The sequence below is a fragment of the Azospirillum sp. UENF 112521 genome (assembly GCF_058780665.1).
In genome coordinates, this window is the sequence record NZ_JBSNCI010000007.1 from 13,803 (window position 1) to 35,561 (window position 21,759).

At 67.2% G+C, this 21,759-nt stretch carries 22 protein-coding genes; 14 read left to right on the forward strand and 8 right to left on the reverse strand.

Going from position 1 to position 21,759, the window contains the following annotated elements:
- Positions 1-30: 30 nt before the first annotated feature.
- Both ACWPN8_RS28800 and ACWPN8_RS28805 read right to left on the reverse strand, forming a co-directional pair.
- Entirely contained in the window at positions 31-1,569 is a 1,539-nt protein-coding gene (locus tag ACWPN8_RS28800) for a class I adenylate-forming enzyme family protein (RefSeq protein WP_492243231.1), read from the reverse strand.
- Positions 1,566-2,732, reverse strand: coding sequence for an acyl-CoA dehydrogenase family protein (locus tag ACWPN8_RS28805; RefSeq protein WP_492243232.1), 1,167 nt, complete (start codon positions 2,730-2,732; stop codon positions 1,566-1,568). Before ACWPN8_RS28805 ends, ACWPN8_RS28800 begins: the two co-directional genes overlap by 4 nt.
- A gap of 208 nt (positions 2,733-2,940) precedes the next feature.
- On the opposite strand from ACWPN8_RS28805, the gene ACWPN8_RS28810 reads away from it, so the two are divergent.
- The 5 genes from ACWPN8_RS28810 (at position 2,941) to ACWPN8_RS28830 (ending at position 7,978) form a co-directional block, all read left to right on the forward strand.
- On the forward strand, positions 2,941-3,783 hold the full coding sequence (locus ACWPN8_RS28810) for a phytanoyl-CoA dioxygenase family protein (RefSeq protein WP_492243233.1): 843 nt from the start codon (positions 2,941-2,943) through the stop codon (positions 3,781-3,783).
- A gap of 5 nt (positions 3,784-3,788) precedes the next feature.
- Positions 3,789-4,919 (forward strand): alcohol dehydrogenase catalytic domain-containing protein, encoded by a 1,131-nt coding sequence (locus tag ACWPN8_RS28815; RefSeq protein ID WP_492243234.1) that lies wholly within the window; start codon positions 3,789-3,791, stop codon positions 4,917-4,919.
- Positions 4,912-5,715: an enoyl-CoA hydratase-related protein gene (locus ACWPN8_RS28820; protein WP_492243235.1), complete on the forward strand. Its 804-nt coding sequence runs from the start codon at positions 4,912-4,914 to the stop codon at positions 5,713-5,715. The genes ACWPN8_RS28815 and ACWPN8_RS28820 overlap by 8 nt, the downstream gene beginning before the upstream one ends.
- Positions 5,716-5,847: 132 nt before the next feature.
- Entirely contained in the window at positions 5,848-7,128 is a 1,281-nt protein-coding gene (locus ACWPN8_RS28825) for an ABC transporter substrate-binding protein (RefSeq protein WP_492243236.1), read from the forward strand.
- A gap of 133 nt (positions 7,129-7,261) precedes the next feature.
- A complete protein-coding gene (locus ACWPN8_RS28830; RefSeq protein ID WP_492243237.1) occupies positions 7,262-7,978 on the forward strand; it encodes a GntR family transcriptional regulator in 717 nt (238 codons plus the stop codon).
- A 46-nt stretch (positions 7,979-8,024) separates the two neighbouring features.
- Here the strand turns inward: ACWPN8_RS28830 and ACWPN8_RS28835 are convergent, their stop codons facing one another.
- The 4 genes from ACWPN8_RS28835 to ACWPN8_RS28850 all read right to left on the reverse strand — a co-directional run bounded on the left by ACWPN8_RS28835 (position 8,025) and on the right by ACWPN8_RS28850 (position 11,446).
- Positions 8,025-8,960 carry a metal ABC transporter substrate-binding protein gene (locus ACWPN8_RS28835; protein WP_492243238.1) on the reverse strand — a complete coding sequence of 312 codons (936 nt, stop codon included), beginning with the start codon at positions 8,958-8,960 and terminating at the stop codon, positions 8,025-8,027.
- A gap of 31 nt (positions 8,961-8,991) precedes the next feature.
- Positions 8,992-9,876, reverse strand: coding sequence for a metal ABC transporter permease (locus ACWPN8_RS28840; protein ID WP_492243239.1), 885 nt, complete (start codon positions 9,874-9,876; stop codon positions 8,992-8,994).
- Complete coding sequence (locus ACWPN8_RS28845; RefSeq protein ID WP_492243240.1) at positions 9,873-10,643, reverse strand: metal ABC transporter ATP-binding protein; 771 nt, start codon at positions 10,641-10,643, stop codon at positions 9,873-9,875. The genes ACWPN8_RS28840 and ACWPN8_RS28845 overlap by 4 nt, the downstream gene beginning before the upstream one ends.
- A 125-nt stretch (positions 10,644-10,768) precedes the next feature.
- Entirely contained in the window at positions 10,769-11,446 is a 678-nt protein-coding gene (locus tag ACWPN8_RS28850; RefSeq protein WP_492243241.1) for a DUF1826 domain-containing protein, read from the reverse strand.
- Positions 11,447-11,896: 450 nt separating this feature from the next.
- On the opposite strand from ACWPN8_RS28850, the gene ACWPN8_RS28855 reads away from it, so the two are divergent.
- The 4 genes from ACWPN8_RS28855 to ACWPN8_RS28870 all read left to right on the forward strand — a co-directional run bounded on the left by ACWPN8_RS28855 (position 11,897) and on the right by ACWPN8_RS28870 (position 13,923).
- The gene (locus ACWPN8_RS28855; RefSeq protein WP_492243242.1) at positions 11,897-12,328 is read left to right on the forward strand and encodes a response regulator; all 432 of its coding nucleotides are present in this window, start codon (positions 11,897-11,899) and stop codon (positions 12,326-12,328) included.
- A 5-nt stretch (positions 12,329-12,333) separates the two neighbouring features.
- Positions 12,334-12,711, forward strand: coding sequence for a response regulator (locus ACWPN8_RS28860; RefSeq protein ID WP_492243494.1), 378 nt, complete (start codon positions 12,334-12,336; stop codon positions 12,709-12,711).
- A gap of 101 nt (positions 12,712-12,812) precedes the next feature.
- A complete protein-coding gene (locus tag ACWPN8_RS28865; protein WP_492243243.1) occupies positions 12,813-13,346 on the forward strand; it encodes a response regulator in 534 nt (177 codons plus the stop codon).
- A gap of 67 nt (positions 13,347-13,413) precedes the next feature.
- Complete coding sequence (locus ACWPN8_RS28870; protein WP_492243244.1) at positions 13,414-13,923, forward strand: response regulator; 510 nt, start codon at positions 13,414-13,416, stop codon at positions 13,921-13,923.
- 54 nt (positions 13,924-13,977) lie between these two features.
- Here ACWPN8_RS28870 and ACWPN8_RS28875 read toward each other — a convergent pair whose 3' ends face one another.
- Together ACWPN8_RS28875 and ACWPN8_RS28880 are read right to left on the reverse strand one after the other, a co-directional pair.
- Positions 13,978-15,114 (reverse strand): mandelate racemase/muconate lactonizing enzyme family protein, encoded by a 1,137-nt coding sequence (locus ACWPN8_RS28875; protein ID WP_492243245.1) that lies wholly within the window; start codon positions 15,112-15,114, stop codon positions 13,978-13,980.
- Positions 15,111-16,445, reverse strand: a complete 1,335-nt coding sequence (locus ACWPN8_RS28880; protein WP_492243246.1) for an MFS transporter — start codon at positions 16,443-16,445, stop codon at positions 15,111-15,113. The genes ACWPN8_RS28875 and ACWPN8_RS28880 overlap by 4 nt, the downstream gene beginning before the upstream one ends.
- A gap of 147 nt (positions 16,446-16,592) precedes the next feature.
- Here ACWPN8_RS28880 and ACWPN8_RS28885 point away from each other — a divergent pair, with 147 nt between their 5' ends.
- The 5 genes from ACWPN8_RS28885 (at position 16,593) to ACWPN8_RS28905 (ending at position 21,758) form a co-directional block, all read left to right on the forward strand.
- Entirely contained in the window at positions 16,593-17,489 is an 897-nt protein-coding gene (locus ACWPN8_RS28885; protein WP_492243247.1) for a LysR family transcriptional regulator, read from the forward strand.
- Positions 17,490-18,110: 621 nt separating this feature from the next.
- Complete coding sequence (locus ACWPN8_RS28890; RefSeq protein ID WP_492243248.1) at positions 18,111-18,875, forward strand: enoyl-CoA hydratase/isomerase family protein; 765 nt, start codon at positions 18,111-18,113, stop codon at positions 18,873-18,875.
- Positions 18,868-19,638: a creatininase family protein gene (locus tag ACWPN8_RS28895; protein WP_492243249.1), complete on the forward strand. Its 771-nt coding sequence runs from the start codon at positions 18,868-18,870 to the stop codon at positions 19,636-19,638. The genes ACWPN8_RS28890 and ACWPN8_RS28895 overlap by 8 nt, the downstream gene beginning before the upstream one ends.
- 159 nt (positions 19,639-19,797) lie before the next feature.
- Positions 19,798-20,937, forward strand: coding sequence for an LLM class flavin-dependent oxidoreductase (locus tag ACWPN8_RS28900; protein ID WP_109448821.1), 1,140 nt, complete (start codon positions 19,798-19,800; stop codon positions 20,935-20,937).
- Positions 20,938-20,969: 32 nt separating this feature from the next.
- Positions 20,970-21,758, forward strand: coding sequence for an enoyl-CoA hydratase/isomerase family protein (locus ACWPN8_RS28905; RefSeq protein ID WP_492243250.1), 789 nt, complete (start codon positions 20,970-20,972; stop codon positions 21,756-21,758).
- Position 21,759: the final 1 nt, after the last annotated feature.

A 21,759-nucleotide genomic window follows, 5' to 3' on the forward strand; every position in this document is an offset into this window, starting at 1 on the left:
CGGCCAGGCAACCCTGCATCGATCAACGGATCATGGGCGGGGGGGGTTCCTCATCGCTTTTGGGGGAGTGGCCAGGGTATCGGCCTTGTGCCTCCCCAAATCCACGATGTCACCGGGATGATCCTGCAGCAGATGACGCTGCACCTTCTGTGTGGCCGTCTTCGGGATTTCCGTCCGCATCTCGACGAAGCGCGGAATCATGAAGGCCGGGATGCGGCCGGTCAGGAAAGCCGGCAGGTCCCGGGGGTCGAATCCGGGTCGGGGAACGATCACCGCCTTGATCTCCTCGCCGAGGATGTCGTCGGCAACGCCGACGACGGCGCAGTCCTGAACGGCCGGATGCTTCAGCAGGGCTGTCTCGATCTCGACGGGGGCGATCATCTCCCCGGCGCGCCGGATCAGTTCCTTCATCCGGCCATCGAAATGCAGGAAGCCGTCGGCGTCGATCATGCCGCGGTCGCCGGTGTGCAGCCACAGGTTCCGCGTCGCCGCCACCGTCGCCTCGGGCTTCTTCCAGTAGCCGTCGAACATCAGGCCGGGGCGGCGGGGGCGGACGACGATCTCGCCCTTCGCGCCGGGAGGAAGCGGGGTGTCGTCGGCATCGACCACGCACAGTTCGGTGTCCGGCCGGGGGGCGCCGACGCTGCCGAACTTCGCGGCCCGGGCGGTGTTCATCGACACCCAGCCGCCGGTCTCGGTCATGCCGTACAGCTCGCGCACCGCAAGGCCCAGCCGCTCCTCGATCTCGCGCCAGACCCCGGGGGGTGCGCCACCGCCGACCGCCCAGCGCAGGGAGTGGTCGCGCTCCGGCCCGGTCAGCCGCTTGGCGAGGATGCTCAGCACCGTGCCGACATAGGTGAAGCCGGTGGCGCCGTACCGCCGCGCATCCTCCAGCAGCCGCGAGGCCGAAAAGCGCGGCAGCAGCGCCAGCGTCGCCCCGGCCCGCAGGCAGGACATCACGCCGTACATCTGCGGATTGGCGTGGAACAGCGGCAGGAACAGCAGGATCCGATCCTCGTCCGTCAGCTCCAGCGCCGCCGCCATATGCTCGCCCGCCAGCTCGTAGCAGGCGTTCGGAATGACGGCCCCCTTCGGCAGGCCGGTGGTACCGGAGGTGTAGAGGATGGCGTTGGCCGTGCCGCCGGGCAGGGCGAGGCGGCGGCGCGGCGCCCGTCCGGGGTCGGCGGCCGTCTCGAAGCGGTCGTCCATCGCCAGCAGCGCCGGGGCGGCGGCGGGCAGGGCGGGGAGGAACTCCTCCTCGGCAATCAGCAGGGAGGCTTCGCTCTGCTCCAGAAGATAGCGCAGCCCCTCGCCGACCAGGGCGGTGTTGAGCGGAACCGTGATGGCGCCCAGTTCGGACAGCGCGAACCATGCGACGAGGAAACCCGGCCGGTTGCCGACCATCATCGCCACGGTGCTGCCGGCCGTCACACCCTGCGCGGCCAGACGCTCGACGGCCTCGTCCACCAACGCCGCCATGGCGCCATAGGTGATGCTGCGGTCGCCGAACAGCAGGAAGGGACGGCCGGGCGTGGCGGCGGCGCGGGCATAGAGCGGATCGGCGATCACGACAGCGCCTCCCGCCTCAGGGCGACATGCTGTTGCAGCCGCTTGGCGATGGTGTTCTTGAGGATTTCCGACGATCCGCCGGCGATCTCGTAGGCCTTGGCGTCGCGCAGGTATCGCCCGAAGCGTGCCGATTCCATGACGCCATAGGCGCCGCAGATCTGCACGGCGCGGGCGGCGGTGTCGGTGGCGACCCGGCTGGCCAGCAGCTTGGCCTCGCTGCCGAAGCGGGCGATGTCGTCATGCGCGTCCAGCTTGCGCGCGGCTTCGTAGGTCAGCAGCCGGGCGGCGTCGATCTCCGCCAGCATGTCGGCGAAGTACCATTGGATTCCCTGGAAATCCAGGATCCTGCGGTCGAAGGCGCTGCGCCCGGCGGCGAAGTCCAGGGCGCCGTCGAAGGCCGCCCGTGCGATGCCGAGGCTGATGGCGGCGGCCATGGTCCGCGAATAGTCCAGCGTCGTCACCGCCTGGCGGACGCCCTTGCCCTCCACCCCGATCAGGTGATCGGCGGGCAGCGCCACCCGGTCCAGCACCAGATCGACATGTGGACCGTTGCGCAGGCCGAAGGTGGCGGCGTTCGGCCCTTCCTCCGTCGACACGCCATCCATGCCCTGGCGGACGAAGAAGGCCGACACGCCGACCGGCGTTTCCGCCAGGATCACATAGGCCTCCGCGGCCGAGCCGGAGGTGATGAAGGATTTGCGGCCGCTCAGAATCCAGCGGTCGCCGTCCCGCACCGCCTTGGTGTCGAGGCTGCGGATGTCGCTGCCGTGGTTGGCCTCGGTCAAGGCGTAGGAGGTGATCAGCCCGCGGCCGAACTCCGGCAGAACCGTGCTTTTCAGGCTGTCGGCACCGAACAGGCGGATGATGGTCTGCGCCTGCAGGATGGTGATCAGGCTGATGCCGACAGCGGCGCTGGCATAGGAGGCCTCCTCGAACAGCGCCGCGCAATGGGCGAAGCCGAGGCCGCGCCCGCCGAACTCCTCCGGCAGCGTCAGGCTGGTATAGCCCTGGCGGGCCAGCTCCTTGATCGCGGCGACCGGATAGACGTCCTCCCGGTCGATGGCGTCGGCGTCAGGCTCCACATGGTCGGCGACCGCGCGCCTCAGGGGAGCGAGAAATTCCGGTTCGACCGGGTCGGTCCACAACCCTATCGGCATTTGCATCGGCCGCATCCTCCCTTTGGATCCTGTCGCAATCGGCACCGGGCGCCGGCTTGACGCAGCCGGATGATCCGCTCTGTCCCCGGGTCGATTTGTTCGAGAGGCGGATCGTTGACGTTTTCCATTGAATTCGTTCGCATACGATAATAACCTACCGATATATCGGCTGTACATCAATCATATCTTCAAAACGGAACCGAGGGAGGATGCCATGAGACTGACCGACGCGCAGATGGCCGAGTATGAGGAGCGCGGCTATCTGGTGTTTCCCGGCCTCGTGTCGCACGAGGAGGTGGAAATCCTCCGCCGCGATCTGCATCGCGTGACGGGGGTCGAAGCCGAAGGCGTCATCCGTGAGAAAAGCGGTGCGGTCCGGTCGGTCTTCCGTGTGCATGACGAGACCGGTCCGACCGCATCGCCGCCGTTCCAGGCGCTGGCCACCCTGCCGCGGGTGATCGACCCGGCGCGTCAGGTGCTGGGCGACGAACCGGTTTACGTCTATCACACGAAGTGCAACCTGAAGGACGCCATCGACGGCGCCATCTGGCAATGGCACCAGGATTACGGCTACTGGAAGACCGACGGCGTCGACCGGCCGGACATGACGACCTCGCTGCTGATGCTGGACGAGGCGACCGAGATCGGCGGCTGCCTCTACTTCATTCCCGGCAGCCACAAGCTGGGCCGGCTCGATCCGGAAATGGACGAGACCACGACATCCTACAAGCTGTGGACGGTGCCCAAGGATCAGGTCATCGAGATCATGACGCGGTTCGGCGATCCGGTGCCGATCACCGGCAAGCCGGGCACCGTGGTCCTGTTCCATCCGAACATCGTTCACGGCTCCGGCCACAACATGTCGCGCCATGCGCGCTGGCACATCTACACCGTCTACAATCAGGTTTCGAACAGGCCGCATGGCATCGAGAATCCCCGGCCGGAATGGGTGGTGGCGCGGCGCTGCGAACCTCTGGAGACCGGCGGCGACGACGGCATCCTGCGCCTGGCCGATGCCGAGACCGATGCCGAGACCCGGCGGCCGGCGGCGGAGTAGGGGGGATGGCGGGATCGACCTTCCAGGCGGCGGTGCTTCGCGAGACGGGAGCACCGCTGTCCATCGAGCCGCTCACCCTGGCGCCGCTTGAGCCCGGCGACGTGCTGATCCGCATGCATGCGGCCGGCCTGTGCCACACCGACCGCGAGGCGATGACCGGCGCCTTCGCCGTGCCGCCGCCGGTCGTGCTCGGCCATGAGGGCGCCGGCGTGGTCGAGGCGGTCGGGTCGGCGGTTCAGCGGGTGAAGCCGGGCCAGCATGTGGTCTGTACCATCTATGCAGCCTGCGGCCAGTGCTATTACTGCCGCCACGACCAGCCGATGCTGTGCGACATGGTGGTTCCCAACCATCGTGCTGCGACCCTGTCGGCGGGACGCAGGCGGCTGCGCGACGCCTCCGGGGCGGAGGTCGGCCATTTTCTCAGCGTGTCGTCCTTCGCCGAATATGCGGTGGTTCCGGAGGCCGCGGCCATTCCGGTGCCGGACGAGATGCCCTTCGACCGCGCCTGCCTGCTGGGCTGCAGCGTCATCACCGGCGTCGGAGCGGCGCTGCGCGTCGCCCGCGTGGGCTTGGGCGACAGCGTGATCGTGATCGGCTGCGGACCGGTCGGGTTGAATGTGGTGCAGGGCGCAAGGCTGGCCGGAGCCGGGGCGATCATCGCCGTCGACCGGCGCGCCGACAAGCTGGAGCGCGCCAGTGCCTTCGGCGCCACCCACACCATGCTCGGCGGCGAGGATCTGCGTGGCGAGGAGTTGGCGGCCCGGGTGCGGGCGATCACCGGCGGCCGCGGAGCCGACCACGCTTTTGAAGCGGCCGGCGTCATCGGCTCGCTCCAGGAGTCGGTGGACTGCACCCGGCCGGGCGGCAGCGTCACCATCCTGGGCAAGACCGATCCCAACCGGCTGGTCGAACTGCGTTTCGGCTCGATCAGCGGCGAGCGGCGCATCCTGCGGTCCAGCCTGGGCGGAGCGAAGGCGGCCGACGATTTCCCGGCCTATGCGCAGGCCTATCTCGACGGCCGGCTGCGCCTGGACGAGCTGATCGACCGGCGCCTGCCGCTGGCCGCCATCAACAATGCTTTCGAGGATGTGGAGCGCGGCGACGTCATCCGCGCCGTGGTGGTGATGCATGAGTGACGACACTGTCGAGAATGCCGGCACCGCCCGGCTGGAGCGCCGGGGCGCCGTCGCCATCCTGACGCTGGACGCGCCGAAGACCCGCAACGCCGTCACCGATCCGCCGGTGCTGAACCCGCTTGTCGCGGCGCTGGAGGAGGTGCGGGACGACCGCTCGGTGCGGGTGCTGGTGGTGACCGGCGCCGGCAAGGCCTTCAGCGCCGGCGGCAACATCCACGACATCCGCGACCGGCGCGGCATGTTCGGCGGTCCGGCCGATCAGGTGCGCAACGCCTACCGCGCCGGGGTGCAGCGCATCCCCCGCGCCATGGCCGATCTCGAAATCCCGGTGATCGCGGCGGTGAACGGCCCTGCCTATGGCGCAGGCTGCGATCTGGTTTTCATGTGCGACCTGCGCATCGCCGGGGAGTCGGCGCGGATCAGTTCCAATTTCGTGAAGCTGGGGTTGATTTCCGGCGATGGCGGGCTGTGGTTCCTCACGCGCGTTGCCGGTCCGGCGGTGGCCGCCGAGATGGCTTTCACCGGACGGGCGGTCGGCGGCGCGGAAGCGGCGGCCCTGGGCCTGGTGTCCCGCGTGGTGCCGGACGCCGAGCTGATGCCGACGGCGCTCGCCCTGGCGGAGGAGATCGCCGCCAACCCGCCGGAAGCGGTGCGCATGACCAAGCGCATGCTGCAGCAGGCGGGCCGGGTCGATCTGTCCACCATGCTCGACATGGCGGCGGCATTGCAGGGCATCTGCCACGCGGGAGAGGAATCCCGCCTCGCCATCGCGGCGGCGATGAAACCTGCCTCCTGATCCGCCGAGCTTCCAGCAGTCGAGTTTCCAACCGTCGAGTTTACAGCCGCTGCAAGGTCCGGCGCCGAACGACCGGCCCGTCATGACGGCTCCAGCCAACCAGACAATCATCTGAACAGGGAGGGACGACCCATGATGAAACTCATGTCGCACGGGGTGCTGGCCGCCACGGCCGCAGGCATCGCGCTGGCATTCGGCACGCTGTCCTGGTCGGCCGCAGCCCAGACGGCCACCGCCCAATCCGCGCCTGCCAGGGCGACCGGCCCGATCCGCATCGGCGTGCTGACCGACCTGTCCGGTTCGCTTGCCGACCTCAGCGGCGGCGGCAGTGTCGAGGCGGTGAAAATGGCGGTGGAGGATTTCGGCGCCTCCGTGCTCGGCCGTCCGGTGGAGGTGCTGTCCGCCGACCACCAGAACAAGGCCGACATCGGCGTGCAGATCGCCGCCGACTGGTACGACAACAAGAATGTCGAGGTGGTGATCGACCTGCCCAACTCGGCGGTGATGCTGGCGATCCAGGAGCTGACCAGGCGCAAGAACAAGATCGTCTTCGGCACCGCCGGCGGCTCGTCGGACTTCACCGGCAAGAACTGCTCGCCCAACGGCGTCCACTGGGTCTACGACACCTATGCGCTGGCCGCCGGCACCGGGCGGACCATGGTGAAGCAGGGCGGCGACAGCTGGTACTTCATCACGCTGGATTATTCCTTCGGCCTGTCGCTGGAGCGCGACACCGCCGCCTTCGTCACCGGCGCCGGCGGCAAGGTACTGGGGTCGGCCCGCCATCCGCTGAACAGCGCCGACTTCTCCTCCTATCTTCTGCAGGCGCAGGCGAGCGGGGCCAAGGTCATCGGGCTTGCCAATGCGGGCGGCGACCTGATCAACACCGTCAAGCAGGCGGCGGAGTTCGGCATAACGAAGCAGGGCCAGAAGCTGGCCGGGCTTCTGATGTTCCTGTCGGACATCCATGCGCTCGGTCTGGAGACGGCGCAGGGGCTGGTGTTGACCGAATCCTTCTATTGGGATCAGAACGAGGAGACCCGGGCCTTTTCCAAGCGGTTCTTCGAGCGGACCGGCCGCATGCCAACCATGGTGCAGGCCGGCGATTACGGCGCGATCACGCATTACCTGAAGGCGGTGAAGGCGGCCGGCACCATCGATGCGCCGACCGTCATGAAGACGATGCGCGACACGCCGATCAACGACTTCATGACCAGGAACGGCCGCATTCGCGAGGATGGCCGGGTGCTGCGCGACATGTACCTGTTCGAGGTGAAGACCCCGGCAGAATCCAAGGGGAAATGGGACTATTACAAGCAGCTCGGCGTCATCGCCGCCGCCGATGCCGCCCGCCCGCTGGCCGAGAGCGACTGCCCGCTGGTCCGCAAATCCGCCGATGCCGGCAAGCCGTAACCGGCGGATCGGTTTCGGGCGCCTCCGCCCGCTTGCGTCTCCGGTCCCGGCGCGCTAAAGCCAGGATGGGAAACGCGGACGGGCGTGGGATCGGGCCGGGCTCGAACCGGTGCCAGGAGACGGGGGCGACAGGGTGACAGAGCCGGCCAGTCAGCAGATGGGACAGCAGGCGGGAGCCCAGATCGAAACCGGATCGATGGCCGATCAGGCCTATGCCGCCATCGAGGAGCTGATCGTGTCGGGCACGCTGCCGCCGCGCAGCTTCGTGTCGGAGAAGCAGATCAGCGCGCAGCTCGGCATCGGCCGCACCCCGGTGCGCGAGGCGCTGAAGCGGCTGGAGATGGACGGTCTGGTGACCATCGTCCCGTCACGCGGGATCATGGTCACCGAAGTGGACGTGAAGCTTCAGCTCTACGTACTGGACGTGCGGCGTGAGCTGGAACGCCTGATCGCCCGGCGCGCCGCCCGTTACGCGCTTGCCCCCGAACGGGAGCGGTGCCGCGCCATCGCCGGCGAGATGCTGGAGGCGGCCCGCAACGGCGACGGCATGCGTTTCATGCATCTCGACCAGGAGGTGAACCAGCTGCTGGACCAGAGCGCCCGCAACCCGGTGGCGACCCAGACCATCCGGCCGCTGCGGTCGCTGTCCCGCCGCTTCTGGTTCCAGAACTACCATGCCCATATCGGCAGCCTGGAGGATGGGGCCAAGACCCATGCCGACCTGATGCTGGCGATCCACCGCGGCGACGCGGAGGAAGCGGCCGCGGCCTCGGACCGGCTGATGGCCTATGTCGAGGCCTATGCGCGCGAGACCCTGCGTTATCCGTTCGACGGTCCGGCACCTCAATAAGGCGGGGCGGGACGAGGGCAATGCTCGCCCCGTCCCGCCCATGCCGTCAGGAAGCAGGCGCCAGCGCCCTGGCGAACTGGGCCAGATTGTGGCGCATCATGTCGACGTAGGTCGCCGCCGGGCCGTCCGCCGCCGACAGCGCATCGGAATAGACCCGCCCGCCGATGCGCGCACCGGTCTCCCGCGTGATCTGCTCCAGCAGGCGCGGATCGGCGATGGTCTCGACGAAGACCGCCTTGATCTTCTCCGTCTTGATCTGGCGGATCAGCTTGGCGATGTCGCCGGCCGCCGCCTCGGATTCGGTCGACATGCCGACGGGGGCGAGGAAGGTGACGCCGTATGCCTTGCCGTAATAGCCGAAGGCGTCGTGCGAGGTGACGATCTTGCGGTCCTTGCGCGGGATCGGCTTCAGCGCGGCCTTGATCTCCGACTCCACCGCGTCGAGCTTCGCTTTGAACGCGGCGTGGTTGGCGCGCAGGGTGGCGGCCTTGTCGGGAGCGGCGGCGACAAGGCCCTTGAGGATGTTGTCGGCATAGATCCTGGCGTTGGCGACCGACTGCCAGGCGTGCGGGTCGTGGGCGCCGTGATCGTGGCCGTGATCATGGGCTTGGCCCTCATGGCCGGCCTCGTCATGCTCCTCCTCGCCGGCGATGGGCTTGACGCCGGTGCTGGTGACGGTGACCGAACCCTTGTAGCCGGACGCCTTGACCAGCCTGTCGATCCAGCCCTCCATGCCCAGGCCGTTGACGACGACAAGCTTGGCGGCGCCGAGTGCACGCGCATCGGCGGGGGTCGGTTCATAGACATGGGCGTCGCCGTCGGGGCCGACCAGCGTCGTCACCGCGACCTCGTCGCCGCCGATCTGGCGGACCATGTCGCCGAGAATGGTGAAGGTGGCGACCACCTTCACCGGTTCGGCCAGGGCGGGAAGCGCGAAAAGCGCCATCGCCATCGCCAGGGAAGCGGCGAATGAACGGTTCATCGGGAATTCTCCTTGGAAGGAAGCACGGAAATCACGCCTCCAGATGCCGGCCGGGAAACCAGCGCGTCCGCAGGCTGCCGACCGGCCCCAGCGCCAGCGACAGCAGATAGCCCGCACCGGCGACCAGGACGATGGACGGCCCGGACGGCAGATTGAGGTGGAAGGACAGCAGCAGCCCGCCGATGCCGGACGCGAAGGCGAGCGCCATGGCGGTCAGCGCCAGCGTGGCGATGCCCTCGGCCCAGAAGCGCGCCGAGGCGGCCGGCAGCATCATCAGCCCCACCGCCATCAGCGTGCCCAGCGCCTGGAAGCCGCCGACGAGGTTGAGGACCACCAGCACCAGGAAGACGAGATGGCACAGCGCGCCCAGCCGCCCTCCCGTGCCGCCGACCGCGCGCAGGAATCCGGGATCGAAGCATTCCACGACGAGCGGGCGGTAGAGCAGGGCCAGCGTCAGCAGCGTGACGGTGGCGATGCCGGCGACCAGCAGCAGACCGGCATCGTCCACCGCCAGGATGGTGCCGAACAGCACATGCATCAGGTCGACGTTGCTGCCGCGCAGCGAGACGATCAGCACCCCGCCGGCCAGCGAGATCAGGTAGAAGGCGGCGAAGCTGGCATCCTCGCGCAAGGCGGTCACCCGCGACACCAGCCCGGCGAGCAGCGCCACCGCCAGCCCGGCGAGAAAGCCGCCGATGCTCATCGCCCACAAGGACAGGCCGGCGGCGAGAAAGCCGATGGCGGCGCCGGGCAGCACGGCATGGGACATGGCGTCGCCCATCAGGCTCATCCGCCGCAGCACCAGCAGAACCCCCACCGGGCCGCATCCGAGCGACAGCGCCAGACAGGCGGCGAGCGCCCGCCGCATGAAGCCGAACTCCAGAAAGGGGGCGGCGGCGAAGTCATAGAGGGTCATGGTGCGGACCTCCGGCAAAGCGCGGCCTTGTCGTCCCAGGATTCCGCCATCGCACGGGCGCGGACGAGGTTGGCGGGAGCCAGCGCGTCGGCGGTTCGGCCCCAGGCGATCGGCTCGCGCGCCAGCAGAAGCGTGTCGGGGAAATGGCTGCGGACCTGCTCCAGGTCGTGCAGCACGGCGACCACGGTGCGCCGTTCGCCATGCCAGCGCCGCACGACCTCGAGCAGATAGGCGGTCGTCCTGGCGTCGATGGCGGTGAAGGGCTCGTCGAGCAGGATCAGGCGGGCGTCCTGCAGCAGCAGGCGGGCGAACAACACGCGCTGGAACTGGCCGGCCGACAGCGCGGCGATGGGGCGGCGCTCGAAGCCGGACAGGCCGACAGCGGCCAGCGCCTCCCCGGCCTGCCGCGTGAGGGCAGGCCCGATGGAGCGGAACAGACCGACCCGCCGCCAATGTCCGAGCAGGACGGTGTCGAGCACATCGATGGGAAAATCGCGTTCGATCTCGGCCTGCTGCGGCAGATAGGCGATGTCGGCGGCGGTCAGTCCGTGCAGCGTCACCCGGCCGTCGAGGGGGCGCAGCGCGCCGACGATCGCCTTGAGCAGGGTGCTCTTGCCGGCACCGTTCGGGCCGACCACGGCGGTGAGCGAACCCTCCCGGAAGCCGCCGGACAGGTGGTGGACCGCCGGATGCCGCCGGTATCCCAGAGTGAGGTCGGTCAGGCGGATGAGCGGATCTGCCAGTGCGTCAGCGAGGGTTGGTGCCATGTCAGATCATCCAATCCAATGGCCAATCCAGCGCCCAGGCGACCGTCAGCCACAGAAGGGCGCACAGAAGAGCGGCTGCGGCGATCCGGCTCGGCGCGGAGGCGGCCAACGGCGAGCGCGAGCGGTCAGTGATCATCATGGTCCAGGCAGAGCAGCAGACGGCACGCACCGGACGGGTCGGCCGGCGGCGAGCGATGGACGAGGCCGCGCCCGCGGTTGCCGGGCCATGCCTCCCCCTTCAGCAGGGCGACATGGCCGGCACGGAGCATCCGGATGCGGCGCGGGTCGGACAGCACGGCATCGTTGTCGCCACGACCCAGCGCCGGGCGGGTGACCGCCCCATCGGGCAGCCACTGCGTGCCGGCACCCCGGTAGGTGCAGAGCAGGCGGAGGCCGACATGATCGACATGGAAAAACCGGCAGCCGTCACCGGACATGCTGTCCAGGCGAAGCCGGATCGCGTCGCATCCGAGGATGCCCGCATACACCGTCACCAGTTGGACGATGTCGTCGAACAGCGGCCCCGCATTCCAGCGTGACGGCAGGGCGGCGGCCAGATCGCCGGTCACCTCATCCGGTGTCGTCGCGAGTTGGAAGGACGGCCAGTCCCGTTCCGCGAGCTTGGCGCATTGTGTGGAGATCCCGGCCGGCAACCGGCGGCGCCAGACAGCGAGGTTCACGTCGGAGCGCCGGATGGCCGATAAGGCGTTGGCCGTACTGCACCGGGCGGGCTGGCCATGTCCCTTCTGACTGGCGGACGGCCGGGTGGCGATGGGGGCCAGGGAATTGGGAAGGCTTTGCATGCGGCCTCGGCGGAAAACAGCGACAGATCAGTAATGTTATATCATTACATATATTGCAAGCGCGCTCTTGCCCCGCTTGGCCCTTTAAAGCCTGACCGTGCGGAACGCCGGAGGTCGGAAGGCCATGCAGAAGACAGGTTCAGCCGGACCGGCGGACGGTCGGGCAGGGCACCGGGCGTCGCAGACGCCCAATCCAGGGCCGTCTCCCCCCTTCGGAAAGCCTGGGGTTTGAAAGTTATGATTTTGTAGAAAATATATATTTATTCCCAATGATCACTGGATTTTGTTTTGCAGCGGAGCGGTTGTGGCGACGGCTATCCAACTATCCAGCCGACTATGCAAAAGGCATCAATTGACAGCGATGTACTTTTTACCGGCTATATGAAAACCGTTGGCGCCAAGTAAAAAACAACCGGCGCTAATAAGAACTGTTCTCAACGAAGCCTCTCCATGATCTTTGAAAGCGTCGAAAGTGCCCACAATTTTTGTAAGAGAACCCGCGTTTTGAACGCCCTCCCATTGTCCGGACTCACCGTCCTCATCATTGAGGATGAGCCTTTGATTGCGCTGAGTCTGGAAGATGTCCTGACCGACAACGGTGCAGTCTGCGTTGGCCCCATCGGATCGATCGGCAGTGCGCTGAAAACGATTGCAACGCGGCGCGCCGACATCGCTCTGGTCGACATCAACCTGCGTGGCGAGCGGATCGATCCGGTGGCCGACCGCTTGTCTGCCATGGGAATCCCCTTCCTCTTCACCACCGGCTACGGCGAAGAAGCCCGTCCCAAGGCGCATCGTCATCGTCCGGTGATCGCCAAGCCCTACAGCGATGCCGAGGTCATCGACGCTCTGCTGCAACATCGTCCGCAGGCGGGTGGGTGATCCTGATGAGCGCTATGCCCCATGTCCTGATCGCCGAGGACGAAAATCTGGTCGCCCTGGCCATGGCCTTCGTCCTGGAGTCCGAGGGATACCGGGTCACGGTCGCCTGCAACGGTGCGGAAGCGGTCGAGGCCGACGTCGACGATCCGGCCGACATCCTGATCACCGATATGCGCATGCCGGTGATGGATGGCGCGGCTCTGATCCGAGCCATCCGGGCGCGGCGTCCGGACCTGCCGATCATCGTGGTGAGTGGGTTCAGCGAGCATCTTCCACGGCCGGAACCGGGGCGGCTGGTGGTCATGCGCAAACCCTACGACGTGGCCACGATGGCGCCGACGATTGCCACGCTGTTGTCCGGTGAAGCCGGATCCGCTGGCTGATGCCGGATCCGTGGCCGCACGCAGCGGACCGTCTGCCGCCGGCAGTTCACCCTTTCGGCGTAGGCATCGCATCCAACCGGCCTGTTCTCCGGATATTATGTATGCGTCAATTGACCGTTCTGGCCGCCGGGTCTGTTATGGGGGACCGGCGATACGCTGGGGAACCGGGCACAGAGCGGGCGATCCGAACCATGAGTCACACTTTATTTCGCTCGGCTCGCGGAAATATGGCAAGTCCAGCCGAAATGGCGGGACGGGAAGCGGCTCGGGCCGACCGGTCCTTTGCCGGCCTCACGGTCCTGATCGTCGAGGATGAGATCCTGATCGCGATGGACCTGGAGGACCTGCTCACCGACCATGGTGCGACCTGCCTCGATCCGGTCGGCTCAATCGGAAAGGCATTGACGACGATTGCGGGACACCATGTCGACATGGCGATTCTGGACGTCAACCTGCGCGGCGAGCTGATCGATCCGGTGGCGGACCGTCTGGCGGCGGCTGGCACGCCCTTTCTCTTCACCACCAGCTACGGTGTGGACGCGATTCCCCCGGCACACCGCCACCGTCCAATGATCGCCAAGCCCTATGGCGAGTCGGCGATCATTCGGGCCTTTGCCGAGCATTGCCCGACCTGACACGCCGCTTCGACGGTCGCCGCCGACCGGACAGGTCTTCGTGCTACATCCTAGAACCGGAAATCCAATGACGAACCGCACGCCTATCCTGCTGGTGGAGGGCAATCCCAGAAACCGCGACCTGTTTCTGGAGGCCTGCCGGGAGGCGGGGCTTGGCCAAGCCCCGGTGGTGGTCCGGGATGGGGAGGAGGCGCTCCGGCTGCTGTCTCCGCCGCTGGCGTCGGCCGCACCGCTGCATCCCGCCGTCGTCGTATTTGCCCTGCCGGCGTCTGGCGGGATAGAGGAACTGCACCGGTTCAAGGCGGCGGCCCCGGACACCCGGCCGATTCCGGTGGTGGTGCTCTCGGCTGCGCGGAACCGGGAGGATGTCGGTCCGTGCTACGCGGCCGGGGCCAATGCCTATATCGCGAAGCCGGAGGCGTTTTCCGATCTGGTGCAAACCGTGCGGGCGATCAACCGGTTCTGGTGCGGATTGAACCGGCTCCCGTCCCGTCAGAAGCTTGCCTCCGTCCCGGTGCGGCGCTCTGGCGTCAACGGAGCGGGCAACCGTCCGGCTGCCACCATGAGCGGTCCGTGACTGGATAGTGACGGGACCATGCCGGCGTGGTCGCCGGCCTCTGCACCCGGTGGGCTACCGTGCCGTCACGTCCTGCCGTGCGACGACGAAAGGTGACAGCATGTCGGCATTCAGATCGATGCCGAAACCGGGCCCGTCCGGCACCGTGACGGTCCCGTCGTTGTTGACGGCGGGACGGCCGCAGAGATCCAGCAGGGGGTTGGGGCCGGCATCGAATTCGAGGAACGGATAGCCTCCGGCCGCGGCGCCGCTGCGCAGCGCGGGCAGGGTCGCGGTCAAATGCAAGGCCGCCTGGAAGTTGACGATGCCGCCCCAGACATGGGGAACGACCGGCCGGTCGTACAGCTCCGCCAAAGCCGCCACCCGTCCGACGCCGGTCAGCCCGCCGCAGACGGCGATGTCCGGTTGCAGCACATCCATGCAGCCGGCCTCCAGGAAGGGGCGGAAGGCACGGGCTTCCGTGAAGGTCTCCCCGCCGGCCAATGCTGGCGTCATCAGGCCGGACAGCATGCGGTATCCTTGCAGGTCGCCCGGAACCGTCGGCTCCTCCACCCAGAGCAGGCCGGCCTCCCGCATGTTCGATACGGCGGCCAAGGCCGCCCGCGGCGCGTAGGACTGGTTGAAATCCAGCATCAGCGTGCCGTCCGGCCCCATCATCTGCCGGACGGTATTGACGATGGCCGCATCGTCCGCCGGGGCGAAGCCGCTGCGCAGCTTGATCGCCTTGAAGCCCGCCCGGAGATAGCCCTCCACCTCGCGCTCGAACTCGCGGTAGGGATGACCGCCGGGCTTGAAGAAGGGGCCGCTGGCATAGGCGGCGACCCGGTGGCGCAGGGCGCCGCCCAGCAGCGTGCTGACCGGGATGCCGCGCTGGCGCGCCGCAAGATCGTGCAGCGCCATGTCGATGGCGGCGACGGCCCCCATCGCTCCGCCGGCGGCCTCGCGCATCTCCTGCCAGAGCCGGCCGATCTGCTGGGGATCCTGCCCGAGCAGGCGGGGGACCAGACGCGAGGCGATGGTGGTGCGGTCGGCGGCAGGGGTGTGCCAGGCCTCGCCCCAGCCGGATCGGCCGTCGCGGTCGACGATCTCGACGAACAGGGTCTCGCGTCGGTCGAAAGACACCAGCGCGTTGCCGATGACCTCGGGCAGCGGGGCGACCAGATGATGAAGGCGGACTGCGGCGATGCTCATGCCTTGCTTTCCTGTGCGTTGTCCTGGGCGGACCGCGATGCGGGCACCACGACGCCGCGCATCAGGTCGCGCATCAGATGGCCGAGCAGCAGGATCGCGCAGGCCGTCAGCGCCATGGCGCCGGCGAGGACCAGCTGCGCGCCGGCGAAGCCGCCGGTGGCGTCCCGCACCCAGCCGATGATGGTGGGGCCGAAGAAGCCGCCGGTGCTGCCGACCGAGTTGATCAGCGCGATGCCGGCCGCGGCGGCGGTGCCGGTCAGGAGGGTGGTCGGGAAGATCCAGATGTTGGGCGAGGCGCCGCCGATGCCGGCCGCCCCGATGGTCAACCCGGCCAGCCCGATCAGCGGATCGCTGCTGAGGGCTGCGAGGGCGAAGCCGGCGGCGCTGACCAGGAACGGCCCGGCCGCATGCCAGACCCGCTCGCCGGTGCGGTCGGCATGGCGGCCGACCAGCAGCATGGCCAGCGCCATGAAGGCGGAGGGGATGGCGGCGACGAAGCCGGTCTGCACGGTGCTGAGGCCGAAGGCCTTGACGAACTGCGGCATCCAGATGGCGATGCCCGTGGTGCCCATGACGAGCCCGACTGCGATCAGGCACATCAGCAGGACGCGGGGATCGCGGACGGCGCGGCCGACGGTGAAGCGTTCCGTCCTCTCCTGAGCCGCGCGCTCGGCCTCCAGCCGGGCGGACAGCCAGCGGCGCTCGTCCTCGGCCAGGAAGCCGGCCTTCTCCGGCGAGGACGGCAGGAAGAGGGCGACGACCACCCCCATGACGATGGCGGGCATGGCCTCCAGGATGAACATCCACTGCCAGCCGGCCAGACCGTTCCAGCCGTTCAGATGCTCGATGATCAGGCCGGAGACCGGCGCGCCGATGACCGACGACAGCGGCACGGCGATGTTGAAGGTTCCGAACATGCGGGCGCGGTATTCCCGCGGGAACCACAGGGTCATGTAGAAGATCATGCCCGGAAAGAAGCCGGCTTCGGCGGCGCCCAGCAGGATGCGCACCAGATAGAAGCTGCCGGGGCTCCAGACCAGCGCGGTCGCCGCCGAGAGCAGCCCCCAGGTGATCAGGATGCGGGCGATCCACAGCCGCGCGCCGTAGCGCACCAGCAGCAGGTTGCTGGGAACCTCGCACAGCACATAGCCGAGGAAGAAGATGCCGGCACCGAAGCCGAAGGCCGATGCCGAGAAGCCCAGATCCTGGTTCATGGTCAACGCGGCGAAGCCGATGTTCACCCGGTCGAGAAAGGCCGCGAAATAGCAGACCATCAAAATCGGCAGGATTCGCCATCCCACCTTGGCGATGACGTCGGATCGCTCATTCATCCTGGTTTCCTCCGGATTGCGCGGACTTCGCCACGCTTTGCGCCACGTTTTGCTTTGATGGCCAACAGTGTCCGTTCATTGACATTGATAATCAAATAGGATGTTCTTAACATCTGATATTGGGAAAACTGATATTAGAAACCGGCCATGCGGATCACCGTCGCACAGTTGGAGGCCTTTTTCTGGACAGCACAGCTGGGCTCGGCGCAGCGGGCGGCGGAGCACCTCAACCTGGCGCAGCCCACCCTGTCGCTGCGCCTGAAGGATTTGCGGGATGCGCTCGGAAGCGACGTGTTTGAACGGACGGGCCGCGGCCTGCGGCTGACGCCGGAAGGGCGCCTGCTGCTGCCGCGGGTCTCCGCGATCATGACGGAGCTGCGGGCCATCGGCGGACAGGACGAATCCCGCACCGTCGCCGGCCGCGTCCGGGTTGGGCTGGCCGAGGGTTTCGCCGTCACCTGCCTCTCGCCGCTGCTGGCCGGGCTTCAGGAGGATCATCCGGCGCTGCAGCCGGATTGGGTGGTGTCCACCAGCACCACGCTGGAGAGCGCCCTGCTGCGCGATGCGCTGGACGTGGCGGTCCTGCTCAACCCGATCGGCGACGAACAGCTCCACCTCCAGCCGCTCGGCGCCCAGCCGACGAGCTGGGTCGTTCCGAAATCCTGGGGGCAGGCCGGTCCGCTGACGCCGCGGGACCTGTGGGCGCAGCCTGTCTTCTCCAACCCTCCGCCGTCGGCCATGCACCGGCAGATCAGCGGCTGGTTCGCGACGGCTGGCCTTTTTCCCAGCCGTCTCAGCACCTGCACCAGCGTCGCGGTGATCGCGGAACTGGTGGCCGGCGGGGTCGGCGCCGGGCTGCTTCCCATCCCGATGGCGCAGCGGTTCCTGGCGCTGGGCCAGGTCGAGCTGGTGGCGTCCGATCCCAAGGTGGAGAACGGACGGCTGTTCATCTGCTATCGGACCGGCGTCAACGATCCCAAGGTGGCGGCGGTCGCGCGGTCCATCGCCCAGGTGATGCGGCGGATCGATTACGTCGACCTCTGACCGGCGACGGCTCCGCGCGACGATCTCGCCGCCAGACAAGCATGCCGTCCACCATCGACGCCCCGACCGCGGCGGCGGGCGCTGCTTGCGTGGCATTGGAAAGGCGTCCGACCGGCATGCACTGGCCTGAGTCCGTCGGGCTTATGCGACGCCGCATAACGCAAGAAGCCGATGTGCGTCGGCTGCCGACCGCGGGCTGACACTTCTATGCTGCGAGGGACTGACAGTTTCACATTGCGCTTACACGCGCGCGGAATCAAGATAAGGCACATAACCGTTATTATGGAAATTTAAATTGGTTTTATCTCAATGAGCATGACTCCCACGGAAATCAACAAGCTCCGCCTGACCGCCGGCCGGCACGCCAAGCCCGCCCGATGAAAGGCCCGACTAACCCTCTTTACGAGTACGGCTCCGTGATCGCGCCACCAATCCGGCATTCGGGGAATGGCCGTCGGTCTTCGGCAACGCCAAGGAGCTCGGCATCTTCGGCCGCCAAACATCCGGGCAACGCAAGAACATCCTTTCACGGACGTGTCCGCGGGGAGACTTCGGAAGAACCCTTCGAGGGGCCCGCGCTAACCTCGGCCGGCACTCCTGCACGATCTGAAAGGATGCAAGATGCTGAGGATGGACCGTTTATCCACGACGCTGGTCCGGCTGACCATGGACAGGCCGCCCGCCAACGCGCTCTCCTTCGACCTGATCCAGGCGCTGGCGGACGATCTCGACCGCTTCGGGGCGGAGGCCGACGCGCCGGCCGTGATCCTGACCGGGGCCGGCGAGCGCTTCTTCAGTGCCGGCGGCGACATTCGCGAAATCGTCGCCAGGGCGGACGCCGCAATTCCAAGGATGCGTGCCTTCCACCGGCTGCTCGTCGCGCTCGAAGGCTACCGTTGCCCGCTGCTGTGCGCGGTCAACGGCTATGCGGTGGGCGGGGCGTTGGAACTGGTTCTGTTCGCGGACCATGTCGTGGCGAGCGAGGGGGCCAAATTCGGCTTTCCCGAAATCAACCATGGGCTGCTTCCCGCCGCGAAGGGCATGCGGCAGGCGATGGACCGTCTCGGGCGCCGGACTGCCGAGCGTCTCCTCTATTCCGGGGATCTCGTTTCGGCGCAGGAGGCGAAGGCGATGGGCCTTGTCGATGAAATCGTCGGTTTCAGCCAATTGCAGGACCGGACCCGTGCCGTCGCCGAGACGCTTAGGCGCAAGGACATGCATCTGTTCTCGGCGATCAAACGGACCTTCGCCGATGCGCCGCGGATGACCGACGGGGAGCTTGAAGCGCGCACGCTCGGCGACATGCAGGATTACCTGAACCGCGGCGAGACGGCCGCGGCGCGTGACCGTTTCCTCCAGCGCAAAACGGGGCAGCAGCATGGCTGACGGCGATCATCTCCGGCTTGAGTTCATGACCTCGCCCGAGGTTGCTCTCGCCATTGCGGGCGGCACCCGGACCATCGTCATCCCCTGCGGGGCGGTGGAGCAGCATGGACCGCACTTGCCCCTCAGCGTCGATGCCGACCATGCGGAGCATCTCGGCATCCTGGTGGCGAAGGGCGTTGGGCGCGCACTGGTGGCGCCGACCATCAGGGTCGGCTGTTCGTCCCACCATCTGGCATTTCCCGGCACGATCTCGTTGCAGGACAGCACATTGGAAATGATCTGCCGGGATTACTGCACCAGCCTGGCGCGGCATGGGTTCGAGCGCATTCTCATCTTCTCCGCCCATGTCGGCAATTCCCCGCCCTTGGCCAGGATGCTGCCGCGCTTGCGGTCGGCCGTGCCCGCCTCCTGCCGCGTCTTTGCCTTCACCGATGCGAAGGCGTGGCTGGAGTGCTGGCGCGATGCGGTGAGCGAGGCGGGCGGCGAGCCGATCAGGGTCGGCGGCCATGCCGATATCGCCGAAACCTCGCTGATGCTCGACATCCACCCCGGACGGGTGCGCATGGAGCGCTATGAGGCCGGAAGGCTGGGGCTGCTTTCGCAAGGCGATCTGGAGCTGATGTGGCGCGACGGGCTTGCGGCCGTCAGCGCCAACGGCATTCTTGGCGACCCCTCCGGCTCCTCGGCGGCCATCGGCAGCCATTGCATCGAGCGCATCGCCTCGCTTCTCGTCGATGCTTTTTCCCAGGACGATCCGGCCTGACGGCGCGCTACCCTGCGATCCGACCGATCATTCCTACACAAAATAATGTTCTGAGCGCGCAGTCAGCGTAACCGATCTTCGGCAGGTTCTGCCGCCGGCTTCATGACAAGCTTTCAATCACCGAAGAGGCATCACAAACAAACCCGAGAGGGCATCCAAATGGCAGTCAAGTTCGGCTTCTGGTCCGAGCAGGAAACTCTGGTCGGACAAAGCTATTCGCGCCGGCTTCATGAGCTTGTCGAAGAGGCGGTGTTTGCCGAAAAGATGGGTTTCGACATCGTCAGCCTGTCCGAACAGCATGTCGCCTTGGGCGGGATCTCCAGCTCGGCCCCCGAAGTCGTGTATGGCTACCTCGCGGCGGTCACGTCCCGCATCCGGTTGAGGCCGGCGGTTTCGCTGATGCCCAAGAAGATCAACCACGCGCTGCGCACGGCGGAACGTGCCGCCGTCACCGACATCCTGTCCAACGGCCGCATGGAGCTGTATTGCGGCCGCGCCAACACCACCATCGCCATGCGCGCCTTCAATGTGGAGCCCGCGGAAACGCTCGAGCAGATGGAAGAAGGGATCGCGCTGATCCGCGAAGCCTTCAGCAAGGACATCTTCACCTTCGAGGGCAAGCATTACCAGGTTCCGCCGCGCATGCTGGTGCCGAAACCATTGCAGAAGCCCTACCCGCTCATGGGCATCGCGGCGACCAGCGAGCGCAGCCATGTCTGGGCGGCCCGCCAGGGGCTCGCCGTCCTCAGCCACACGCTCTACCAGGGCTGGGACGCCCAGGCGAAGATGGTCGAGGCCTACCGGTCGAACTGGCAGCGGGATCCGAACGGCCCGCTCGACCGTCCGCGTCTCGGCATGCCGGTGTTCCTCGGGATCGCCGAAACCGATCGGGCGGCGAAGGACATCTATGCCGAGCCGCTGATGCAGTACGCCCGCATCTCGACCGATGCCTATCCGCGGCTGGCGAAGATCGCCGACGACTACGCCTACATGGGGGAAGGGCTGGAGGCGCTCCAGCGCGCGGCCACCGACTGGGATTATCTCCTGAACGACTCCGCCAGCCTGGTCTGCGGCAGCCCGGATACGGTCATCCGCCAGTTGGAACGCTTCATCGAAACCGGGGCCGAGGAAATCCTGTTCCACATCGACTCTGTTTCGCACGCCGAGATCATGAAGGCCATCGAACTGGTCGGACGCCACGTCATCCCGCATTTCAACGACCGCAACAATGTGGTGCGTCCGACCGACGAGATCCTCGACCAGATCCGCAGGATGCGGACGGTGAGCGCTTCGGCCTGATCCCCTCTCGACCGATCTGAAGAGAGCCTCCCATGACCGACAAGACCTATAGGGGCCTGCTCGTCGAGAAGCGCGCGAGCGGCGTGGCCATCGTCACCCTGAACCGGCCGGAAATCCTCAACGCCATCGACTGGCCGATGCATGCCGCGCTGGAAGAGCTGTTCGTGGACCTCGACAACGACCGGGCGGTCAAGGCCGTCGTCCTGACCGGTGCCGGTCGCGGCTTCTGCTCCGGCGGCGATCAGAATGCGCTCGACGACGATCTCGGGCCGATTTCGCCGACCCGTTCCGGGCGTCATCTCATCCGCAACATGCTCGAACTGGAATGCCCGCTCATCGCCGCGGTCAACGGCGTTGCCGTCGGGCTGGGTGCCACGCTCGCCCTGTTCTGCGACGTCGTCTTCGCCGAGCCCGCGGCCCGCTTCGCCGACACCCATGTGACGGCCGGCGTCGTCGCCGGCGACGGCGGTGCTGTGATCTGGCCGCTGCTTCTGGGGCCGGTGCGGGCCAAGCATTACCTGATGACCGGGGACTTCATTTCGGCGGAGGACGCGGCGGCGGCCGGCATGATCAACAGGGTCGTGCCGGAAGGAACCGTGGTCGAGCATGCGGTCCGCTATGCCGAGATGCTGGCATCCGGTCCCCGCGACGCCATCGTCTGGACCAAATACGCCGTCAACACGCTGATCAAGGAGCAGGTGCACCTGAATCTCGACACCGCCGGCGCGCTCGAGATGCTCACCTTCCACAGCCCGGAGCGCAAGGAGGCCGTCGCCGCCTTCCGCGAGAAGCGCAAGCGCTTTGCAGAAGGCGGACATTGAG